13 protein-coding genes, 2 pseudogenes and 1 other annotated feature are annotated in these 21,874 nt (G+C 63.6%); of the genes and pseudogenes, 4 read left to right on the forward strand and 11 right to left on the reverse strand.

Translation table 11 applies throughout. From position 1 onward, the window contains the following. Positions 1-2: 2 nt before the first annotated feature. Positions 3-2,198 carry a TonB-dependent receptor plug domain-containing protein gene (locus KAK07_RS23770; protein WP_210857231.1) on the reverse strand — a complete coding sequence of 732 codons (2,196 nt, stop codon included), beginning with the start codon at positions 2,196-2,198 and terminating at the stop codon, positions 3-5. A gap of 466 nt (positions 2,199-2,664) precedes the next feature. Next, a pseudogene (locus KAK07_RS23775) lies at positions 2,665-3,522 on the reverse strand (IS3 family transposase); the annotation flags it as partial. Between the two features lie 66 nt (positions 3,523-3,588). Here KAK07_RS23775 and KAK07_RS23780 point away from each other — a divergent pair. Further along, positions 3,589-4,742, forward strand: a protein-coding gene (locus tag KAK07_RS23780; protein WP_210863456.1) for an IS3 family transposase whose coding sequence is annotated in 2 segments (ribosomal slippage) — positions 3,589-3,838 and positions 3,838-4,742 — 1,155 coding nt in all. Because the reading frame shifts where the segments join, the coding sequence is not laid out codon by codon here. Between the two features lie 6 nt (positions 4,743-4,748). Next, positions 4,749-4,848 (reverse strand) — a sequence feature (AL1L pseudoknot). Here KAK07_RS23780 and KAK07_RS23785 read toward each other — a convergent pair. Continuing rightward, positions 4,762-5,089 (reverse strand): annotated as a pseudogene (locus tag KAK07_RS23785) (IS3 family transposase); the annotation flags it as partial. Its footprint overlaps the feature before it by 87 nt. Positions 5,090-5,476: 387 nt before the next feature. Here KAK07_RS23785 and KAK07_RS23790 point away from each other — a divergent pair. Next, positions 5,477-7,291, forward strand: a complete 1,815-nt coding sequence (locus KAK07_RS23790; protein ID WP_210863458.1) for a site-specific integrase — start codon at positions 5,477-5,479, stop codon at positions 7,289-7,291. A 78-nt stretch (positions 7,292-7,369) separates the two neighbouring features. On the opposite strand, the gene KAK07_RS23795 is transcribed toward KAK07_RS23790, so the two are convergent. Together KAK07_RS23795 and KAK07_RS23800 are read right to left on the reverse strand one after the other, a co-directional pair. Further along, entirely contained in the window at positions 7,370-8,476 is a 1,107-nt protein-coding gene (locus tag KAK07_RS23795; protein WP_210863460.1) for a ParB/RepB/Spo0J family partition protein, read from the reverse strand. 1 nt (position 8,477) lies between these two features. Beyond that, the gene (locus tag KAK07_RS23800) at positions 8,478-9,707 is read right to left on the reverse strand and encodes a ParA family protein (RefSeq protein WP_247664578.1); all 1,230 of its coding nucleotides are present in this window, start codon (positions 9,705-9,707) and stop codon (positions 8,478-8,480) included. A gap of 602 nt (positions 9,708-10,309) precedes the next feature. Between KAK07_RS23800 and KAK07_RS23805 the strand changes: the two genes are divergently transcribed. After that, a complete protein-coding gene (locus tag KAK07_RS23805) occupies positions 10,310-11,677 on the forward strand; it encodes a replication initiation protein (protein WP_210863462.1) in 1,368 nt (455 codons plus the stop codon). Positions 11,678-11,957: 280 nt separating this feature from the next. On the opposite strand, the gene KAK07_RS23810 is transcribed toward KAK07_RS23805, so the two are convergent. The 5 genes from KAK07_RS23810 to KAK07_RS23830 form a co-directional block, all read right to left on the reverse strand. Next, entirely contained in the window at positions 11,958-12,752 is a 795-nt protein-coding gene (locus tag KAK07_RS23810) for a peptidoglycan recognition protein family protein (protein WP_310740769.1), read from the reverse strand. Positions 12,753-12,764: 12 nt separating this feature from the next. Then, the gene (locus KAK07_RS23815; protein ID WP_210863466.1) at positions 12,765-14,669 is read right to left on the reverse strand and encodes a peptidoglycan-binding domain-containing protein; all 1,905 of its coding nucleotides are present in this window, start codon (positions 14,667-14,669) and stop codon (positions 12,765-12,767) included. Positions 14,670-14,684: 15 nt separating this feature from the next. Beyond that, positions 14,685-16,148: a cell wall hydrolase gene (locus KAK07_RS23820; protein ID WP_210863468.1), complete on the reverse strand. Its 1,464-nt coding sequence runs from the start codon at positions 16,146-16,148 to the stop codon at positions 14,685-14,687. A gap of 18 nt (positions 16,149-16,166) precedes the next feature. Then, positions 16,167-17,858: a hypothetical protein gene (locus KAK07_RS23825; protein ID WP_210863469.1), complete on the reverse strand. Its 1,692-nt coding sequence runs from the start codon at positions 17,856-17,858 to the stop codon at positions 16,167-16,169. A gap of 270 nt (positions 17,859-18,128) precedes the next feature. Continuing rightward, positions 18,129-19,181: an IS5 family transposase gene (locus KAK07_RS23830; RefSeq protein ID WP_210863510.1), complete on the reverse strand. Its 1,053-nt coding sequence runs from the start codon at positions 19,179-19,181 to the stop codon at positions 18,129-18,131. 171 nt (positions 19,182-19,352) lie between these two features. On the opposite strand from KAK07_RS23830, the gene KAK07_RS23835 reads away from it, so the two are divergent. After that, entirely contained in the window at positions 19,353-20,405 is a 1,053-nt protein-coding gene (locus KAK07_RS23835; protein WP_210863471.1) for a cell wall hydrolase, read from the forward strand. Positions 20,406-21,132: 727 nt separating this feature from the next. Here the strand turns inward: KAK07_RS23835 and KAK07_RS23840 are convergent. Further along, entirely contained in the window at positions 21,133-21,873 is a 741-nt protein-coding gene (locus KAK07_RS23840) for an IncC plasmid conjugative DNA transfer DtrJ family protein (protein ID WP_210863473.1), read from the reverse strand. Between the last annotated feature and the right edge of the window lies 1 nt (position 21,874).

Consider the following 21,874-nt stretch of genomic DNA (forward strand, 5'->3'; position numbering starts at 1 on the left):
GCTCAGAGCTTCCATTCCAGGGTGGCGCGAACCGTTGCCGCGCGCTCTTCTCGGGTCCTCTGCTGGAAGGTGCCGCTGGCATCCAAGTTCATCTGGTCAGTGAGCGTCGGTTGTCTCGACAAATTGCTCAGCGCGATGCGCAGCTGTGTGTCCTGATTCAACTTCCATAGGGCGTACGCATCCCAGACCGTCGAGCGATGACGACGCTCCAGCAGGGAGCTCGAGGCGCGGGCCGTACGTATTGACGAATACGTCAGGCTGGTGCCCACGGTGAGATGATGGGTCGGCAGTTGATAGTCGATCCCGACACTGGAGGTGAACGGCGTCTGCCCAACCATGCGGTTGCCGGGCTCGGGCCAGTTCGACAGGTGTGACCAGTTCCACCCCACGTTGCCGCGAAGGTCGACTTGGGGCCACTCCGCGCCCAGCTTCCGGAGGCTGAGCTTGCCGCTCAGCTCCAGGCCGGTCGTGATGGCCTTGCCATTGTTGAAGGGGCGCACGACCCAAGCTCCATCGACGAAGCTCAGTTCCTGGACGGTCACGTCGTCGATGCTACGGGCGTACGCCGTGGCGCTGACCATGCCGTCCAGCGCAGGCAAATAGTGTTCAAGTGAAATATCCAGGCCCCATGCCAGCTCCGGGCTTAGCGCCGGGTTGCCGCTGGTGTTCGGTGTGGTCGGCGTGTTGTCGTTGGCGACGTGCCGACGCGGATTGAGCTGGTCGGGCGTAGGAGCCTTGTAGGTCCGGCTTAACCCCAAGCGCAGCTGGTCGTCTTTGTATTCGAGCGGGCGCCAGACCATCTGGACGATCGGACTCAGTACCGCTGACCGGCTGTCGACGGTGCTGATGGTGTTGCCCGAGGCGTGCGTCAGCAGCGTTTCCCAACGAACACCAGCGTAGACCGACAACTCCTTGGTTATGGCCCATTCGTCTTGTGCGAATAGCGCGAGCTTGTCGATCCTGACGTCATTGATCTCGACCAGGTCGACGGCCGGATAGCCCGGCGGCGCCGACTGAAACTGCCGCCTGTCTTCGGACAGATTGGTCACCGAACCATCCCAGCCGAATTCCATCGCGTGGCCCTCGACCACCGGGGCTCGGAACTTGCCGTTGACAGTGAGCGTCCGCGTAAAGGTGGTCGCGAAGATGTCTTCATTGAGGGTGCGGAGGCCGTTTTCGTCAAAGCCTTCGAAGTGCGACGTGCCGAGGATGCGGAAGCGGCTCATCCCGAGCTTGAGGTCGAGGTCCGCTTCGTCGAACAGCTGCTGCCGCCACGCGAGGCGAAAGCGAGCGAGCTGGGCATTGATCCGCGAGAACTGCGTGTCGCTGGCGAAAGTCGGAACGACCCCGGTTGTGGAAATCCGTTCGTCGCTGGTGCGGTCTTCGATTCGACGCAGCGACAGCCATGGATCCAGCGTGAGGACAGTTCGGTCAACCGGCTTCCACTTGAGGGCCGATGCAAACTCAAGCTTGTCGATTCGCAGCGAATTCTCCTGGTCGGTATGCCGCCGCAGGAACTCGAAGCCGCTTGCATCCGTTGCGCTTTGATTGAGGGTGGTGGGCGTGCGCGAGTTGGTTTCGCTGGCCGAGGGCGAGAGCGAATATGACAAGTCGTTGACGACGCCAGAGAGCTCGCCGTTGATAGCGTAGCTTTCCTCGCCCTTCGGACCTCCAGCAGTGACTCGAATCGAGCGCGTGGCTTTCCGGGGGGGCTGGCGCAGGATGATGTTAATCGTGCCCGCGATTGCCTGGGTACTTTGGTCAGCGGTTGCGACCCGGCTGACCTCGATCCTTTCCACCAGGGAAGGGGACAAGGATTCGATCGCGAACCCAGGCGGAGCAGAATCTCCGTTGATCAGAATCTGCGTGTAGCCATTGCCCAGTCCGCGCATGCGGATGTCGGTCTTGCCCTGCCTACTAACGACCTCAAGGCCGGGAACGCGCCGCATCGAGTCTGCAAGATTCGTGTCGCCAAATTTTGTCAGTTCCGCCTGAGTCACCGTAACGCGCGCCGTAGTAGCACTCCGCTGATCGGCTAGCCCGTCGTCAGCAGCCGCGGTGACCTGGACTTGTTGGACGGCGCTATCCGCCGCGGCTGCGGTTCGGCTGGGGTCTTCAGCGAAAACAGACTGGCAAGCAAGAGCCGAATACACCAACGTCGCAGTTGTGGGCAGGTGCGCGACAGCCAATCGATGCATGTCGGTCTGCGGGCGAACCACGATCCTGGCGCCAACGTGCTGCCACAAGCGAACTGACGCCTCCGTTACTAGCCGTAGATTGGGGAATGCAACTAATGGGCCCCAAAGAACCTGTCCGCCCGTGACGCTGGGCGCTAGCTTAGCACTAGGCACTGGAATGCTACTAATGACGCCTCCCTGGATGCCCCATCATTGGGGCCGGCTAAGCCCCCCGCAAGCACCCGAACGATTGTTCTACTTTGCTCCCGATTGCCTTTGTCGACAATTTCACTGCGGAGCAGGCTCGGATGCTACACGAAAACTTTTCGGTGCGAACCCCGGCTTTCGTTTCATCAAGTTCAGCAGGAAGGCACGTGGTGCATGCGGTCGCAGGTGAAATGAAGAGGCTCTACTGAATTTCCAGTGGGTTACCGGGCAAGGGTTCGTATGAATAGGCCCCGGTTCCGCGGAGGCCAGTCGGTTTAAGTCAGACGATCGCGGCCTGACCAGCGCTTTGCCGATGGTAATTGGCTTCAAACTCAGCCGGCGGCACGTGACCCAGCGGACCCATCAGGCGGTGATGGTTGAACCAGGCCACCCATTCCAGGGTGGCCAGTTCCACCGCCTGCTTGGTCTTCCACGGCCCGCGCCGGTGGATGACCTCAGCCTTGTAGAGCCCGTTGATCGTCTCGGCCAGCGCGTTGTCGTAGCTGTCGCCCTTGGAGCCCACGGAGGGCTCAATGCCGGCTTCAGCCAGGCGCTCGCTGTAGCGAATCGACAGGTATTGCGAGCCCCTGTCGGAGTGGTGCGTCAGGCTGCCGTCGTCGTCGGGCTTGCGGTCATACAGCGCCTGCTCCAGTGCATCCAGGACGAACTCCGTGTGCATCGAACTGCTCTGGCGCCAGCCGACGATGCGCCGGCTGAAGACGTCCACCACAAAGGCCACGTAGACCCAGCCCTGCCAGGTCGAGACGTAGGTGAAGTCCGACACCCACAGCTGATTCGGCCTCTCGGCTCTGAACTGCCGATTGACCCGGTCCAGCGGGCACGGCGACTTCGGGTCAGGGATGGTGGTGCGCAGCGCCTTGCCTCGGCGAACGCCCTGCAAGCCCTGCAGCCGCATCAGACGCTCGACCGTACAGCGCGCCACCTCGATGCCCTCGCGGTTGAGCTGATGCCAGACCTTCTCGGCACCATAGACCTGAAAGTTGGCCCGCCAGACCCGCTCGACTTCGGGCACGAGGACAGCGTCGCGCTGGGCTCGATGGGACCGCAGCTCAGGCCTGCGCTGACACGCGGCGTGGTGCCGGTAGGCGGATGGGGCGATCTGCAGCACACGGCAGATCGACTTGAATCGCCCCGGGTTCAGTAGACACCTTCGAGCCTCAAACTGAGCCCAATAGGAGGTGCCATGACGAAGAACCAGCACTACCCGGAAGAATTCAAGATCGAGGCGGTCAAGCAGATCACCGAGCGAGGCCACAAGGTGGCCGAGGTTGCGACCCGCCTGGGGGTGAGCCAGCACAGCTTGTACAAGTGGATCAAGCTCTTTGGTCAGCCTGCGCAGGACCGCCAGGCCCAGGCGTCGCAGACGGAGGAATTGCGGCGCCTGAAGGCTGAGCTGCGGCGCGTGACCGAGGAGCGCGACATCCTAAAAAAGGCCGCCGCGTACTTTGCCAAGCAGTCCGGGTGAGGTACGCGTTCATCAAGGCGAACGAGGCCCAGCACAGTGTTCGGCGCATGTGCAAGGTGATGCAGGTGCACCCCAGCGGCTATTACGCGTGGAAGGCCGATCCGCAAAGCCCAAGGGCCAGGGATGATCAACGCCTGACCGGCCTGCTTAAGCAAGCCTGGCTGGAGAGTGGCGGCGTGTACGGCTATCGCAAACTGACGCTGGACATGCGCGACCTGGGCGAGCGCTGCGGCAAGCACCGCGTGGCGCGCTTGCTCAAGCGGGAGGGCCTGCGCTCGCAGACCGGGTACAGGCGCCGGCCGGGGGCGCGTGGCGGCAAGCCTGCCGTGGTCGCACCCAACCACCTGCAGCGCCAGTTCTCAGTGGCCGAGCCCAACCAGTCCTGGGTGACCGACATCACCTACATCCGCACGCACGAGGGCTGGCTGTACCTGGCGGTTGTGGTGGACCTGTTCTCGCGCCAGGTGGTGGGCTGGTCGATGGGCAGTCGCATCGACACCCGCTTGGCGCTGGATGCCCTGCTGATGGCCTTGTGGCGCCGCCGGCCCAAGGAGGTCGTCACGGTGCACTCGGACCAGGGCTGCCAGTTCACCGGGCATGAGTGGCAGACCTTCCTGCGTGACCACAACCTGATCAGCAGCATGAGCCGGCGCGGCAACTGCCACGACAACGCCGTGGCCGAGAGCTTCTTCCAGTTGCTCAAGCGCGAGCGCATCCGCCAGCAGATCTACGCAACACGCGGCGATGCCCGCGCCGATGTCTTTGACTACATCGAGATGTTCTATAACCCCAAGCGGCGCCACGGCACTGCCGGCAACACTTCGCCGGTAGAGTTCGAACGACGCCACTCCCAACGGCTCACGGGTGTCTAGGAGATCCGGGGCGATTCAACTCGACCCCAAACTGCCCACGGTGTTCGTCGACAAAGGCCTTCAGGACTTGATGCGGCGGTCGAGCTCCGCCTGGGCGAAAAACGCGCTGGCCAGCTTTAGGATCTTGTTGGCCTTGCGCAGTTCGGGTACCTCGCGCTCCAGATCCTTGATGCGCTGGGCTTCGGCCGTCGACACCCCATCGCGCACACCGGCATCCACTTCATGTTGCTTGACCCAGGTGTGCCGCGCTTGCGTAACGCAGCCGATCATGCGGGCGATGGCCCCTATGGCGGCCCACTGCGACGGGTGCTCGCTTACAGCACCTTGCGCACTGCGCGCTCGCGCACCTAAGGCGAAAACTTCGGGGACTTCTTCATGGTTCCATTCTCCAGAGTTGGAGCCTCCGCCAAACCCGGGGCGATTCACAATGCTGCTGTTGTAGTGTCGAGCAGAAGCCGCCCGCGCGGGACTCGTCCTTAATTGGACGCATCGCGCGAAGCAGCCCCGAGGATGTGGAAACCAATGTGGGATGGCAGGGGCGCCTTCTGGCAGGTGTGGCGAGAACTGCTGGAGGGCACTTAATCGCTGCAGGATGCGGTAGAGGCTACAGATAACGCGCATAATCTGTAGCCACAAAATCCCCGCCGAAAAGCAACCTGCCCCGCCGCGCCGTGCCCACTTCGCCGCTTTTCTCCGAGAAATCAGGCACTTACCCAGGTCCGCACCACCGCGGCTTGGTCAGGCTGGGCCGCCATCACTTCGCCCACCTTCGAGCCATAGCCGAAGGCGTCGAGCTGCACCAGGCCGCCGCCATGTACCTGGGCATCGACCACGGCCTTCAGGCGCCCGGCGCCCACCACCTGGTGGTTGACAGCGTGCGCGCACTCGCCCGGCGCGCCGGCGAGCGGGACTGGCGCCTGGTCGGGCTCACCATCCGCATCCACGGCCGAGAGCACCGCCCCAGCCTGGAGGATTTCATTGCGGAGCGCGACCTTGATGGCTGGTCCGAGCGAGAGGTACAGGACTTCTACAACGAGGCCTTCCCCATCGAGCCCAAGGCTGCCCGACGCGAGCGGCTACGAGAGCGCCAACTGGGCCTTCTGCGCCGACTGGAGAGCTCTTCCGCGGTTGTTCCGGCCATGAGTGATCGCATTGACTCCTGGTTCGATCCAGTCACCGCCGCGCGCCTGCAGGCTAGCGGGGTGCTGCTGCTGCAGGATCTGCATCAGCGCATCACCCAAGGCGGTCGGTGGTGGCGAAGCATTGCAGCGATCGGGCAGACCAAGGCCGCCCGCCTGGCAGCCTTCCTGGCTGTGTTGCTACCAGATCACCCGCTTGCTTCGCCTCGACGCTTTGCTCTGCATGACCTCGAGGCACCGCACGTCAGCCCCACGGACCGGGGCAGTTCGGCCACCATCCGACCAGTGATCGCAAGCCGGGAGCCAACCCCCCTCCCCTCCCCTGGCGCCGCAGCGCGTGTTGACCCGGTCAGCGCCGAGCCCAGTGGCCAGGCTGATCTGTTCATTCGCGCCCGCAATGACCAGGACGCCATCGAAGCCTGGGTACAAGCCCGTGCCGGCTCCGCGGCCACGGTGAAGTCGTATCGGCGTGAGGCCAGGCGACTGTTGGTCTGGCTGCAGGCCGAGCGAAGGAAGGGCCTCAAGCAGTTCAACGTCGACGACTGTCGCGCCTACCTGGTGTTCCTGGAGCATGTGCCCGCGCACTGGATCTCGCGCTCGAAGGCCTCACCGCTGGAGCGCGGTTGGGCCCCATTCAGAGGACCGCTGTCAGTGGCCAGCAGGCGCTTGTCAGCCACGATTCTGAGCACACTGTTCGATTGGCTGGTGTCGGTGGGCTACCTGGTGCGCAACCCTTGGCTGTTGGTCAATCGCCGCATCGGAGATGACGCCGGCCGCAATGAGCTCGAGAGTCGCGCGTTCTCACCAGAGACCTGGTCCGAGATTCTGCGAGTGCTCGCCGAACAACCGCCCTCCCCTGCCCTGCACAGGATCGTCTTTGTGCTGCGCTTCGTGGAGGCCACCGGCCTGCGGTCCACCGAGCTGGTGCAGGCAAGGCTGGACGACTTCAGGTCACATAAAGGTCGGCGGGTTCTGCAGGTACACGGCAAAGGTTCACGCAACCGCCTGGTTGCCATCCCGCCCCAGGCGGTGCATGCCCTCGAAGAGTATCTGCGCACTCGGCACCTTCCACCTCTGGGGCAGGCTCCTGGCGACGCGCCACTCTTGGCCAGTGCCACAGACCCGATGGAGCCCATCAGCTATGAGGCGCTCTACAAGACCGTGCGGGTCTGGCTGACCAAGGCACTGAGGTTGGCAACGCTGATTGAATCAGCTCGGCAGCAGGCCTGGGGTGCCAGTCCGCATTGGCTTAGACACACCTTCGGCACGAGGGCGGTGGAACGCGGCATTCCGCTGGACGTGGTGCAGCAGCAGCTGGGCCATGCCGACCCTCGGACCACCAGTCGCTACACAAGAGCGCAGCTGGATCGACAATTGGAGGCTCTGCAAGGGGCCTTCAGCGGCGAGTAGCCGCTGACCACATCGAAGGGTCAGGCAAAAAAAAGGGGTGGAACGGTTCCACCCCCATGCAGACCCCGTCTCAACACCCTATCGCTTCGTGGGCTGCGAGTCGCTAAGGAAGTCAGCCAGCAGCTTGGCCAAGGCCTTCTGGCGGTCGACGGCCAACACACCCGCCTTCAACTTGATGCTCACTGCACCATCCGGAGCCACACTCAAGCTGCCCCATCGCCTGCTCCCGGTTTGCAGGAGCAACGGCTCAGCCGCTGGGGGTGGAACGGTTCCACCCCCCTCCCCTTGCTGCCCAACCAAGCGCAGAAAGACATCCTTGGCGGACGGCCTTGGCTCGAGTTTCGTGATGGCATCTGCACGCTGGATCACGCCCGCCGGGTCAGCTTCCAGCGCATCGGCCAATGGCTTTGCCCAGCGGAACTGAATCTCAAGCGGCGACAAAAAGGCGGCTACCACCTGGTGAGGCAACTTCGCCAACGACAGTGACTTGCCCAATGCACTCAGGTCAACGCCGACGGCATCTGCGAGCTTGCGGTTCGACGGAAAGAGCCCCTCATCCAACGCTCGCTGGTACATCCGTCCTTGCTCGTAGGGCGAGAGACTCTTTCGAGCGCGATTCTCGCGATCCATGTCCACGAAGAGGCCCTGGTCCGACAGGTTCTCCACCAGCGCCAGAACTGGAAGCCCAAGCTCCAAGCAGCCCTGATGCCGGCGATGGCCAAAGACAACTTCATAGAGCTCGCCCTGCTCGTCACGCCCCACGGGTCGCACCTTGATGGGCTGAACATTACCTCCGGCGTTAGCCAGTTCGTCCTTCAGCTGCTGGAACTCAGCATCGGCAAAGCTCAGCTCGTGCCTGTTGGCCCACCGGCTCCGACTGATCCGCTTCGGATCAATCTGCCTCGTCGCCTTGGCACCGTCCCATTGAGAAAGGTCGGCGGCCAACTCATGGACCTTGCCACGCAGTGTTTCGACCTCTTCCGCCTGGGCCTTCAGCGCCTGGTTCTCAGCCAAAAGCTCTGATCGGGCATCCGCGGCGAAAGCCATCATTGCGCCTGGCGCCGTCTTCGGGCGATGGATCTCAGCATGGGGTGGAACGGTTCCACCCTCCCCTGCTCCTGCAGCCGCCAAGCCTGGCAGATTACTGAAATCAAGGCGCGCGGCCTTGTCACGAAACTTGGTCATCTCAGCCCCCAGCGTTCACGCGTTGACCGGCCCACACTGCCTGCACCTGCTGCTCAATCAGCTCGCACATGCGATCGTAGGCATCCCTGGCTCGAGAAAAAGTCTTGGCGTTCATTGCGCCCCTGGGCAGATCAAACACCGTGCCGAACTCTGCCGAGGCCGTGGCAGCCACCGCGGTCTTTGGGATCTCAATGGGCAGGACCTTGTCGCCATACCCTTGCATCACCCACTGACGGACCACAGAACTGGCGGCATCGGCAGACTCCACCCGAGACAGCAAGACGTCGATGAACTCGAAGGTCTTGTCCTGGCCACGGCTCAGGATGAGTTGGTTGCACAGATCGGAGAACAAGTCCCAGAACTGCGCAGAACTGGCGAAGTCCAGCGCTGAGGGTGGCAGTGGCATCAACACGCCATCAGCAGCCATCAGAGCATTGATGGTCACATAGGACAGGGCAGGGGGGGTGTCGATCACGATGACGTCGTAGTCGCTACGCGCCTGGTCCAGCCCGCGGTCCAGACAACGCCAGAACTCGAACCCCGCGTCGCGCGTCTGCCGAGCTGGAAGAGCGAACTCCGCTCCGAAGAGCAGGGGGGCAGCGCAGACGATGTCGATGCCCGGCCAGTAACTTGGCCGGATCGCATAACTCAGATCCTCTTCAGCACCGGAGAAGAGCGGCAGGGCCGTATGCTCCTGCTCAACCTCGGCATCCGGCAACACGCCAAAGAGCGTGGTGGCTGAGCCCTGTGGGTCCAGATCCAGCAACAAGACTCGGTGCCCTCGCATAGACATGCCTTGAGCCAAGGTCACCGCAGTCGTGGTCTTTGCGACACCGCCTTTGAAGTTGGCCACGGTAATCGTCGTGCCAGCGGCGTCCATAGGCCGCATGTGGCTGGCACGCAGATCACGGACCCAGACACGCGCTTCCTCCATCGTCCACTCGCGCCGGTTGCCTGCCATCTGTCCCTCCGGCAAGCCACCACGGGAAAGGCGGTACGCTATCTTGCTCTTGTCGACGCCGCACATCAGCGCCAGTTGCGCCGCGCTGACCGACGGCGCCTTCTTGGCGGAGGTGGGTGACAACATGGTCGATCGGATCGCGCTCATCATTGCTGCGATTCGAGCGGCCTGTGCTTCGATGTCGCCCAATGACTGCTTGCGGATGGGTGCCGAGGGCATCTCGGTGGGCACGTCCTGGTCGTTCATTGCCATCATGATCTCCGTCTTCATCTCAGATGCTTCGATTATCCGTCCACTCTCAGGAAAATCGAAGACTCTAAGATCTGTGGAAGGAGACACGGCGACATCTTTAGTGAGACCCGGCTTGTGCGGCCTCGATCTCTTCAGACTTCAGAGTAGCGGCTCCTCTCCAGGGGGAGATCTAAGGGATTCAAAGCCTCTTAAATACATCTAGACCTCACGGCTTGCGAAAAAATCCTTGCACGACAATACCTTAGCGACCAACTGCAAGGCCAAGTGTCCAGACCTGAACCGCTTCTGTCCTGGTTCTACCCGTCAGTGTCCATGAACAACCCGCCTACCGTCCGGAGCTGACCCGCTTGCCCATAGGAGCCCTTCCAAAGTGCGCCAGACGGTAAAAACCTGGACACTTGGCCACCGGTCAATGTCAAACGTGAGGTTGCAGGCAGGGGTGAGAGCCGAGCAAGCACCAAAGTGTCCAGGTCTAAACCGCCACCGCCGAGCAACGAGCTCCTCAACTGTCCGGAATCTACCCGGGGCCTAACGATCAGGAACTGTCCAACAACTAACCGGCACTACCCGAAGGCATCTTCCTGCTAGTGTCCAAGCCGGCTTGGACATAAAATTCAAGCATGAGCGATCTTGACGAAGCCGTGTCAGGTCTGGCCACCCGCGTCCCAGGACCGGCGCCGGGCGACGATCTTCGCAAGCCACACGAGATGATCGTGATGATGCCCCGCTCTGGCAGAGTCACGCTCACTGGCCGAAGGCTCTACAACGCGTTGCTTCAGGTTTCGCAGAGTCATATGGCGGCGATGCCGGCCATGCCGCCGGCAGACTTCATGTTCTCTGCGCCGCTGCCAAGTCTCCTTCGAGCCACGGGCTCCAGCGGCGAGGATCGCACTGCCGCGAAGCGTTACCTTCGTGAGATGAGGGGCCTTGAGGTTGACTGGGAGTCGACGGCAGCAGGAGACGGCGTCAAGTGGCGTGGCTTCTCAATGCTCTCGGAGGTCAGCATTGAGGTCAGGAATGGCGAGAACTGGGTTTCCTGGTCCTACCCGCCCACCCTGATGGCTGCGCTGCGTGAGCCCACCCGATGGGCTCGCCTGGACTTGGAGGTCCTGGGACGACTGGGCACCTACACCGCACTGGCGCTCTATGAGATCTGTGCGCGCTACCGAGACAATCCGTCTGGCCTCACCAGCCGCAAGCCCGTCGCCTGGTGGGCAGACGCCCTGAGCAACGCGCCGGCCAATGGCGAGCGACGCGAATGGCGGAAGTTCAAGTCCGAGCGCGTCAAGGACGCCATCGACGAGATCAATCGGGAGACCGAGATCGAAATCGAACTGATCGAGCACAAGCAGGGTAGGGCGGTGGAAGAAGTTCAATTCGCCGTCCGCAAGAAGCGCCAGGCGCCCCGTGAGTTGCCGCACGTGCCGATCGACGTCGACCTGGTCCGTCGTGCCAGTCAGCTGCACATCCGCGAGATCAAGCTCGATGGCCTGATCCTGGAGTTCGGGGACCAAGCCGTGCGCAGCTGCTTGGATCACATTGAGCGACGAGTTGCCAATCCAGCGCTGAAGCCCATCGACAATGCCTACTCCTATTTGCGTACGCTGCTGCGCAATGGCGGCGTTGAGCAGGCTCCAGACACTCCCGATACCACGCCGTCGGCCGAATCGGATCTGTCCAGCCCGCGATCCCCGGCTCAGAAGGCGGCACAGCAAGCAGCTCAGTCACAGGCTGAGCTTGAGGCGCGGCAGGTCAAACTGGGCGAACGGATTGCCCAACTCAGGTCGGAGATCCAAGCGCTCGACCCGTTGCGTAGGAAGGCGTTCGTCGACAAGGCGATCACACTGATGACCGAGCGAGGCCTTTTCACCCCGGTCATCCGCCGCAGAGCAGAGCAGGGCGATCCACTTCACGGCCCATTGGGTGCCATGGTGGTCAGGTGCTATGCCGAGTCCACCTATGGCACGAATTGGGAGGTCCTAGCCTGACTGCTCCGGGTACGCTCGCAGCTACGACTTAGGTTCCGGGAAGCTGCCACTGCCCAAGGCCTGCCCGCAGCCAGGAGCCGAGGTTGGCTAGAGGCAGCTGTTCGGCGTTTCGACGCACCAACCCACGAAGACACGAGTCGCGGCGGGCACATCTATTGGCGTCGGCAGCTACTTTGTCCGCCTCACGCATAACGTTCAGCGCTGTCCAAGGGTTACCTCTGGACTTGAAGGCGTCGGGGTCCAGGATTGCGCATTCGCGGTGACATCATCCCGAAATACCTCAGTCTGCGGCAGGCAACTGCGCCCAGGACTTCGGGCCGACAATTCCGTCAGGCACCAGTTGATGGAGGCGCTGGAATCGGCGCACGGCGGCCTCGGTCATGGGGCCGAAGATGCCGTCGGCCTGAGACAGGCCAAGACGGCGCTGTAACTCCATGACAAAGGGGCCCGCGCTGCCCCGAAGCAGTGTCGGCCGCCCGGCTTGGCCCGCAGCCGTTAGAGGCTCCGCGGCTGGCACCAGCGGCAGCGCGGGCACACCGCCGGCCATCACAGCCTGCACGCTGCGGCGGAAATCGGCCATGTCGAACAGCGGGTCCACTTTGCGCCCGGGCGCGAACTCCTTGTGGCCGATGCAGGCATCGGCGTCACAGCCAGCGTGGCGCAGCAAAGCCGCCACGCCCTGGCGCAGCGCGTTCATCTGGATCTCGGGCCAGGGCATGTCGGCCGCAGTGCCGGTGTTCTCGCATTCGATGCCGATGAAGTGCGTGTTGCCGGCCGTGAGCCCGCGCCAGCTGCCCTTGCCAGCATGGTAGGCCAGACCGGCGGCGATCAGGTACCAGGCGCCGTCGCGTGCCAGACCCAGGTGCGCCAGCGGGCCAGGCAGGTCGCTGCGGCCGCGCACCAGCGTGTTCAGGCTAGGCATGTTGCCGTTGGCGGGGCCCACGGTGTGATGGATCATTACGCCGCGCACTGGCCCCATCTCGGCATGGCCGCGCGCCTGCCAGCCGGGTACCTCGGCCACACGCAGGCCAACTTCCAGCAAGACGCCAGGCATCCAGGTTAGTGCAAAGGCCATAGCAATTCCTCCTCAGCTGCCTTCGACGCCACCGCGGGCAGCAGGCAGTTCATGGTCTTCGGTGGGGTTGGCGATGGGCACGTCGCAGCCGTCGTGGTCGTCGTCGGCGTGATCGTGCGGCGGCGCAGTTGGCGCCGATGCGGCAGCACTGCCGGCTGGGGTAGTGGTGCGCATCGCCAGCAGCTCGCGGATCTGCGCCTCGCTCAGTTCGCCGGTGGCCGGCAGATACTGGCGTGTCGTCTGCCAAGCTTGGATGGCACGGCGCGTGTTGCCGTCGAAGAAGCCGGTGACCTCGATCTCGGGTATTGGCAACCCGCGCTGCAAGCGCTGCACCTCGGCCGTCGTCAGGCGCCGCTCGGCGTCGTTGAGCGCGTCGCTCATGACCGCACCGTCCGTCGCCGTGGCGGCACCAGCTGCCACGGTGGAGTCGGAACGGGTCATCAGCGTGGGCGTGGTCCCCGCTGCTGTGGTGGTAGCAGGGGCGGCGCCAGAGCCGCGCAGCCGCACCAGCCGGCTGAGCGAATCGAACCAGAATGGCGCGCCAAGCGTGCAGGCCAGTGCGGTGGCCAGCCAGCCCAAGGCCATCAGGAGCAGCGAGCCCCAAAAGCTGCCCTTGTCGGGTTCGAGGCGTAGGTCGTTGCGTGGCCAGCCCAGCGGCAGCCCCGCAGCCTGCAACTTTCCGAGCTGGTCGAGCTGCTGGCACATCTGATCCCAGGCAGCGGCGCTGGCCGCATCGCTGGCTGCACCAGCTGAGCTGGCGGGGCCGCACAGGGCCCGGCTACTGCGGTCGATGCTGGACGGACGGGCAGCTTTGGAATCGCCGGTGCTAGCCAGCGGAACGGCACGGCGTGTCTCGTCGGCCAAGGCCAGCGTGCGCTCGCGCAGCGCCGCCAGAGACGGCTCGGCCGGCGCCGCGGCGGTGAGGGCGGGCAACTGAGCCACCAGGTCGCGCACCGCCGGCTCGGCGGCGCCTCCACCGGCCTGCTGCCAGCTCTTCAGCGCCTTCTCGAAGTCCTGCATGGCCCTGTTCAGGGTCACTAGGCTCGCGGTCGGTCCGGTGCCGGCGCGCGCGGCGTCGGCCACCGCGGTTTCCAGGACCTTGTGGGCCTGCGTCACCTTGGCGTCGGCGCGCACTGCCGCGGGAGCCGAGGCTTTCGAGTCGGATGCCATCGGCGTCATGGCGACCGTCCCGGCGGACGACGCGGCGTGCTCTGCGGCGATCTGCTTTCCGGCGGCGACCATGGCCTCGCGGAGGGGCGCGTCATTCCACAGCCGCACGGCGATGTACAGGGGGTCGATGTTGAGGAAGGCGGCCGTCAGCAGACCGAGCACGAACACGCCGGCCTGCGTCTTGCGCTTGAACCAGCCGGTGGAACGTGCAACCACCGAGTCATACCAGGCCGCCAGCCGATGCTCGAATGCTGGCCAGTCCGACTCCACACCCTGCACCAGCGCGCGCAGGCCACGCACGAACTGCAGGTTGGGGCGTTGTGCCGTGGCACCCGCCAGCAGGGCCGGGCCGGTCTGGACCACGAGCCGCTGCGCACCGCTGGCCGTAGCATCGACCAGCTCCACGAGTTCCAGTGGCGTGCTGGGGCGGCGGCCGTTGCCGGCGTGCGTTTCGGTGAGGTGCGCCAGCAGTGCTGTGACGACGCTGCCGGCCTCGATGTAGCTCGGGCGTCGCTTGTCACGCTCGGCCTGAGGCTGCGCCGACAGCGACACCAGCAACGGGTGGTCAAGTATGGCCTGCGCGAAGTCCTTGTCGTCGCCGAAGAACGAGGAGAGCGCCTGCTTCATCACGCGGCCGCGCATCTGGCTAGAGGAGGAGAAGACCTCCTGCAGCGCGGTGACGAAGAGGCTCGTCAGTGCGAAGACGAGCGCCAGTCCGATGGCGACGTCGATCATGCGGGTGTCCATGCCAGTTGCTCCTAGTCAGGCCACGCCACGGAAGAAGTGATGATGGCCGATGCGGGCGCAGGGCTGCAGGTGCGCGGCCCAGCGCGGACGGGCCACGCGGGCCGGTGCATAGTAGTGTGTGGCGCCGAAGGTGATGTCGCCTCGCAGTCCGGCGGCGGCGTCGACGCGCAATCGCGTGCCCATTCGCTGCGCCGCGTGTACCCGGGCTGCGACCCGGCTCGCGGCCGCGAAGAAGGGGTCGGACGCGTTCAGGGTCAGCAGCCGAGTGGCGTTAGGATCGTTGGCGTTCCAGCAACTGAACTGCCAGGGCTTGCGGCACACACCGATAACGTCGCGGCCCCACCAGCTGCGCGCCTCGACGCGGTTGAATACCACGTGGGCGACCGCCTCCATACCCAGCTCGCCCTCGCCCCTTGCTTCGCCGTACAGCGTGCGGGCCAGGATGTCGATCTCGGCCTCGTCCGACGCCGTGGCCATCGGCAGCGTCGGCGCGGTCGCGGCCGCGGCCGCGGCTGCGGTCGTGCGGCGTAGCGGCTCGCCGCGCCGCACAACGCTCGCGCCGGCCCAGCGCAGCACGGGACCGATGAGCGTGGCGTAGGCAATGGGGCCATCATCGAGCCTCTGGCCGCCGGCGTGCAGGGCCACCAGCTCCTCGCGGCTGTTCCACACCGGCGCACCGCTGTCGCCCTCCTGAACCGGCGACTCAGGTCGCCACCACAGCGCATTGCGCAGCACGTAGCGTCGGCGCGGATCGTCGGCCACCGTGAGCGTTACGTCGGCCGTGCCGTCGGGCCGACCCGGGATGACAGTGCAGCGGGTGCGCAGCAGCAGAGTGTCCTCTGCGAAGGCCTGAGCCGAGCCGGTCGGCCAGTCCGCCGGGCTGCCTAGCCAGCCGGCCACGGCCTGCGGGTCGATCTCGGCTATGCCGGCGTCGATATCGATGTTGCCGGTGAGCCGCGCAAAATTGGGCTGCCAGTCGAGCAGAACGCCCTCGAAGGGTGCCGGAGTGTTCCCGTGGGGCTCGAAGCGGAGCTCGTCGCCGCGCGCGCTGGAAAAGGCCGCGCCGCAGACGTGCCCGGCCGTCAGCGCCAACAGCCGCGTAGGCTCGTCGTCCAGGCGCAGAACCGCAGCCAGCGTGCCTCGCAGCATGAAGTGCGAGCCGTTGGAGGCTTGCACCCATGCCGTGTGCGCTCGTGCCGGCGCCAGCGTGCAGATGGCGCGCACCGGCACGGGCGTGCCGTCCAGCGGCGAGCGCAGGGTGTGCGGCCAGGCACGCGCGGGTACATCGGGGCCGAAGTGCAGCAACAGCGCCGCGCCGCCCGAGTGCGCGCCGGGGCCTGCGTGCACTGCCCACAACGAGCCGGCCGCCTGTTCGTCAAGGCCGAGACGGTGCGCGTGCGATAGGGCACGGTGCGGCGTCTCCATCACCGCGCGCAGCGCCAGGCGCAGCGCCTGCGTATGGTGTACTGGTGTCGGCATGGGCCGCAGGCGCGCGGGTTAGGACTTGGCGGCGCCCGAGGGCAGCGGCGTCGTATTGGCCTTCGTGGCCGTGCCTGCACCCGAGGCTGCTGGCGACGGCTTGCTAGCCTGCGGATCCGTCTGCTTGCCGTCAGCCGGGCTGTCTGTGGCCGGAGCGGCCCCCGACTTCTCTGCTGCGATGCGCACCTGCACGGTATGCGAAGCCGCGCCCGCGCCATCGGTGAAGCGCAGCAGCAGTGCGTCGCCTGCCACCAGGCTCGCGGGTGGCTTGAACTCGAAGCGGAACTGGCCGCCTTCGGGCTTGAAGTCCACCGTTGCTGCGGTGGGCCCGGCGACCACGTCGGCGCGAGGCACGCCGCTGCCGCCGGACACGAAAAACACCTGCGTCGTGCCCAGCGCAACCGTGATCTCCTCGCCCGAGGGCGTCACGGCCAGGCGCACGCCAGTGGTGTCAACGGAGCAGCCATTCAGCTGGTTGATGAGGTTGGGCTCGTCCAGACCAGTGAACGGCCGCACGCGTCGATCGAGTGTGGCGCGCAGCCGCCCGAGCCGCTCGGAAGCGCGCTCGATCTCTTGAACCGACTGCTGCGCGGCCGCGTCGAGCGTCCGGACCTTGGCGCCACCACCTTGGGCGGCCGCATTGCCCGCGTTCACCGCTGGGTTGGCCGGCGTGGCGGGGGCAGGCGGCGCCGCGCCACTGGGCAGGAAACCGCTGTCGCGCATGCCCTGCGCCGCGCGCATCACCGAGGCGAGGTCCGGCACGGTCTTGTCGACCTGCTCGCTGACGGCGAGCTGGATGTCTGCCGACTTCTTCCATAGCAGGCCTCCGGCGTTGGCGTTGGCGCCAATGGCTTTCTGCGCCGTGGCCAACACACCGCCGGCCAGCGCCAGCTCGCGCTGGGCGCGTTTGAACGCGGCCATGGCGGCTGGCGCGGGCCTCACGGTCTCTTCACCTGCTGCGCGTCCCTTGTCGACCGTCTCGGTGGTCACGATGTCCGGTCTCTTGTCGCAGGCAGCGCGCAGGTCCAGGGCCTCTGTAGCGGAGGCGTCCTTGGGAATGTTGCAGGCCGGGCGCCGCCGCACGGTCCGCGTTGTCGGCTTGATCTCCGGGATCGGAACCGTCAGTTCCTGCGCCAGGCCAGCGTTTCGCTCAAGCAGCGTCTGCAAGTTCTCACTGGCCTGCTCGACGCTTAAGCTCGCGCCGTAGACGGTCTTGGCGCCGGGCGCGTCGGACGGATCGCCGAGGTCATTCGCGACGCGTCGGATCGGCTCCACTGCAGCCATCGCGCAGGTGAGTGCGCGAGCGCCGGCCCGGTAGACGTCCAGGCGTGGCCGGGACAGCAGCGTGTTGCCCATCGCCCAGCCGGCCGAGCCTAAGACTCCGGCGCCGGCTAGGTCATTGGTGTCGGGATGGGTGAGGCCCTTGAACAGCGTCAGTGCCGACAGACCCAGAAGCACCGTCGACAGTTGTGGAACTGCATTCCCCTGGTCCTGCAACGCTGTGATGTAGCGCTGGCGTACGAAGGCCGCGTCGGCATAGGCGAGTTCCAGTTCGATCTGCGGAACCGCATCAGCCAGCACGTATTTGCCATCGATTCCCGTGTGAACTTGTAAGCGTTCCGAAAAGATCTGTGGCGTTAGGCTTGAGCAGCCGGCCAGCAACACCAAAACCAGCAGAGCCGGACGGTGCAACCTAATGGATTTTCTCACGTTGGCCTCCCCCTCAGTTCGTTGGCTGCCTTACGAAACACGCGTATGCCTACAGGTACAAACTCTAAGCTGGGCGGCGGACGGCGTCGAGTCCGCGGACCGCGTTCCATCCATAATCTTTAGCAGGCCGTTGAAACACCAGCTCGCCGAAGCTAACCTGTGATGCTAAATCGCGCTATGCCAGTCATCCAGTACGTCCGAGGTGGTCGATTCGGCGCGTTTATTGCGGCTTTGATGCCCTGCGAAGCCCCATTTCGCCCCGCTCGCGGGTCATTGCGCCACCTGCGGACGCAATGGGGCCAAGCTGCGCAGCCGCGTGAGGTTGTAGGCGGCCATGGTCAGGGTCAGAAGCTGGTCAACCTTATCCAGTCCCCGCACCATCACCTGCGCCAACTGGCCTACCGTCTTGGCCCAGCCAAAGCACTGCTCGATGCGCTTTCTGGCCCGCATGCTCATCGCGTAGCCGGGGTGGCGCGTCGTGCGCCCGTCGATGGCACTGCCACCCAGGCGGTTGAGGTTCTGCGCGACATGTGGCGTCACGTTGAGTTCACGGCACGCCTTGACGAAGCCTTTGGTGTCATAGGCCTTGTCCGCAGCGACTGTCTTGCGCTGCGTCGTGCTGGCAACATCGGCCAGCATCTGTGCAGCCACCTCCCGCTCGGCCACTCCGTTGGCCTGGCTGGCGCGCACGTTGACCACCAGGCCGTGTCGGTTGTCGCTGAGCACGTGACCCAGGTAGCTGGGCAGCGCCGGGGCCGCATGGCTCTTACGGTACAGGCGCGACTGATCGTCGGTGCGCGACTCGTGCGTCTCGTTGCTACGCGGCTCGCCGCGCCAGTCCTCGGGCGGGCGGTCATCATCCGACCCATCCTTGCGCCGCATGCTCTTGTGGCTGGCCCAGGCCTTGATCAGCGTGCCGTCGACACTGAAGTGCTCGCCCGACAGCAGCCCGCGTTGGTCTGCCATTTCCACCGTGGCATTGAACAACTCGGTAACCGCCTCGTGCTCGATCAGCCGGTCGCGGTTCTTGCTGAACACCGAGTGGTTCCACACCGCGTCGTCGATCGACAGACCAACGAACCATCGGAACAGCAGGTTGTAGTTGATCTGCTCGACCAGTTGCCGCTCGCTGCGGATGCTGAGCAGCACCTGCAGCAGCATCGCGCGCATCAGCTTCTCGGGGGCGATGCTGGGACGACCACCTCGAACATCCGCCTCGTACATGGCCGAGAACCTCTCGTCCATCTTCGCCAGCGTCTCGTTCATCCACGCGCGGCTCGGCCGCAGCGGATGATTGGCCGGCACGAAGTCCTCCAGTCGGATCGTGCTGAAAAGCTTCTCGCTGTAGCTGTCGGCGCCTCACATCGGCTGCGGCAAGCCCATTCTCAACGCGCAAGATCGTCGCTTATCACGAGAAACATGGCAATCGGTATCGCAACGGTCTGATAGGTCTAAAATAGAAGTAAACGCTGTCCTAGGGAGAAAGACAATAAAATGTTCAGCGAACCATTGAACTGCAGACAGTGCGGCTATCTGGTTTCTCACCACGAGCACTTCTGCGCTCGCTGCGGATTTACTTTGCCTGCGGGTGCTGCGCTTGGCCTTCAGGTCAAATCTCTGGTTGCTCGCGAGCTTCCGGCGGCCGCCAAAGACCTATTCAAGGACTCAAACTATGTTGAGGCAACCTTGGCCGAGCGAGTTGCCGAAAGAGTGCTTAAATGGGCTAAATATGCCGGCGCAATCATCTCCATCCCTGTGGCGGCTCTTGCCGCGCTTGGCGCAAAGGCATATATCGACTTAAGCGATGTATCAAAGGAGCTTGACAAGTTTGAGAAACGCGCTCAAGTGCTAGCCTCTCAGGTTGATAAGGGTGAAGAACAAGCGCGTGTGCTGGAGGTTAAAATTGCGGCGCAAATGAGGCAACTTGATCAAGCAGCCTCTGCCGTTCAAACTGCCACGTCTAAGGCAGGCGCTCTAGATGAGCAGGGCGTTAAGCTCACGGTCTCACTCACTAAATTGGGTGAGCGCATCGCGAAAAATGAAGAACTTGCTGCACAGCAATTTGCGGCTCTTAAGCAACGACTCACAACTGTCGAAAAGCGAATAGCTATCCCAAAATACGAGAACTATACGAAGGCGCTCGACATTCTCGCAAGGACAATTTGGGGAGAGGCCAGGGGTGGCAACAAGGAACTTCGCGAGGCAATTGCCGCTGTGGTTGCCAACCGCGCGAATCTCGCTTCGACCGCTGGCCGCTCAGTACTGGGCGAGACGGTTGAAGAGGTTTGTCTTAAGGCTTGGCAGTTTCCAGCTTGGACGCCGGGAAATCCGAATCGCGGGCCTATGATTGCTGTGGATGAACGAGATCCCATATTTATTGAGAGTCGAGATATTGCTCGACGCTTGCTTGCGGGTGAACTGGTCGACAGGGTTTCCGGCGCTACGCACTTTCACTTCGAGGGCATTCAACCTGCTTGGGCAAGAGGCCACCAGCCAGTGGCTCGAATCGACAAATTGTTGTTCTACGCGCGTCTGGAACTTGGGTGAGGCCTAAAGAATAATTGGAAATATTATACTTCGCCCTCGGCGGCGGGACGTATTTCAAGCCCTGCCTTGGATAAATCCTGTGCTTGGTTTGGTGTTATCAGTCTCGAATACGCTTGGAGCGATTGTTTTTCTAGGAGGTTATGTGATTAAGGAGAGCATTGTGAAGGAATGCATATGCGCCTGCTGTCTGATTTGCTTGGTGGCAATCTCCGACTACGCAGTCGCGCAATCCGGTAGTTGGGAACCACTTGGGCGTCAAGAGGATGGCTCACTGGCCTTCTACAATACGGACGTTGCTAGACCTGCCAAGGGTCGTATACGATTTTGGTTTGAGCGCTCAGGAGGGAAAATGGAGCCCTTAGAACTTGATGGAAAGAAGGTGTCGTTCTTCATGTTTAGGTCAAGGGTTTACATTTCGTGCGAAAGCGAGAGGGCATACACGGAAGTGCAAACATATTATGACAAGCAGGGAAACGTGCTGTATCGTGCGAGCCCAAAGATTTACGGACGTGACCTATCTGGGGAAGATCTCGAGAAGGCTTCAATGAACTCGATAGTGATAGATGAAGGCAATCTGCTACGAAAAGTTATGAAGACATACTGCAATTGACGAAGGGAAACCTTCGGGGAGTATTTTTCCGTCAAATTTAGGGCAGATGTTCAGGCGACCTGTCCCCCGTAGACCTGCTGCTGGTGGGAAGCCAAGCGCCGCATCGACGCAGACCGCTCAGAGGTACTTCTTGTAGTACGCCGCTTGCAGCCGCAGCAACAGCGCAGCGGCCACCGCCAGGGGGAGGAGAACCATGTTGGGATGTGTGACGTCAGGCAACGCAAGGCATGCCAGGTAGCCGGTGATCAGCACGAAGGTCACCCCCAACTTCGCTCGGTGGTAGATGCTGGAAGACTCACGGCCGGCATTGGCTTTGCGAGAGGCCCTGGCCACCAGACCATCAACGGCGCCCAGCAGACATCCCAAAGCCAGCGCCGGCAACATGGCTAGGTACATCCCAGTCCTCACGGCGAACCCATAGGTTCCGAGGATCAGAAGGTTCCAGTCAGCGCCGGCACCGCGAACCAGCTCTCGAGCGTAGGCTCCGCCAGGGTCTGGGGAATTGCGAATGAAGTCGCTCGCTGCGAACTCCCGGGCGCGTCCGGGGATGTTCATCAACGCGCGCGACACCAGAGTTGCGGTCGCCAGGGCTGTGTGATGGATCGCGTCGCCGATGAAGCGTGCGACGGCCGCAGGCTCAACAACCACCGGCGTCAGGCCGGCCAACGTGCTCAGCTCCTGCTCCAGATGCATGGCTTGGTAGCCCACCGGGTCCTCCGGATGGCGGTGCGTTGCCCAAGCAGCCTGAGACAGCATCCCGAAGATCCACACTGTGACGCCGATGGCGGCCGACCAGAACGCCAGGCGAAGGGGCCAGAACCACTGGCGCAGCAAGACGCTGCGCTCGATCGTCGCCAAG

The sequence above is a fragment of the Ideonella alba genome, assembly GCF_018069875.1.
Classification (GTDB): Bacteria; Pseudomonadota; Gammaproteobacteria; order Burkholderiales; family Burkholderiaceae_C; genus Ideonella; species Ideonella alba.

Excerpts from the sequence above, each read along its gene's own strand:
- KAK07_RS23770 (WP_210857231.1), bottom strand. The coding sequence starts at position 2,198 with ATGCATCGATTGGCTGTCGCGCACCTGCCCACAACTGCGACGTTGGTG.
- KAK07_RS23795 (WP_210863460.1), bottom strand. The coding sequence starts at position 8,476 with ATGACCAAGTTTCGTGACAAGGCCGCGCGCCTTGATTTCAGTAATCTG.
- KAK07_RS23800 (WP_247664578.1), bottom strand. The coding sequence starts at position 9,707 with ATGAAGACGGAGATCATGATGGCAATGAACGACCAGGACGTGCCCACC.
- KAK07_RS23805 (WP_210863462.1), top strand. The coding sequence starts at position 10,310 with ATGAGCGATCTTGACGAAGCCGTGTCAGGTCTGGCCACCCGCGTCCCA.
- KAK07_RS23810 (WP_310740769.1), bottom strand. The coding sequence starts at position 12,752 with ATGGCCTTTGCACTAACCTGGATGCCTGGCGTCTTGCTGGAAGTTGGC.
- KAK07_RS23815 (WP_210863466.1), bottom strand. The coding sequence starts at position 14,669 with ATGGACACCCGCATGATCGACGTCGCCATCGGACTGGCGCTCGTCTTC.
- KAK07_RS23820 (WP_210863468.1), bottom strand. The coding sequence starts at position 16,148 with ATGCCGACACCAGTACACCATACGCAGGCGCTGCGCCTGGCGCTGCGC.
- KAK07_RS23835 (WP_210863471.1), top strand. The coding sequence starts at position 19,353 with ATGTTCAGCGAACCATTGAACTGCAGACAGTGCGGCTATCTGGTTTCT.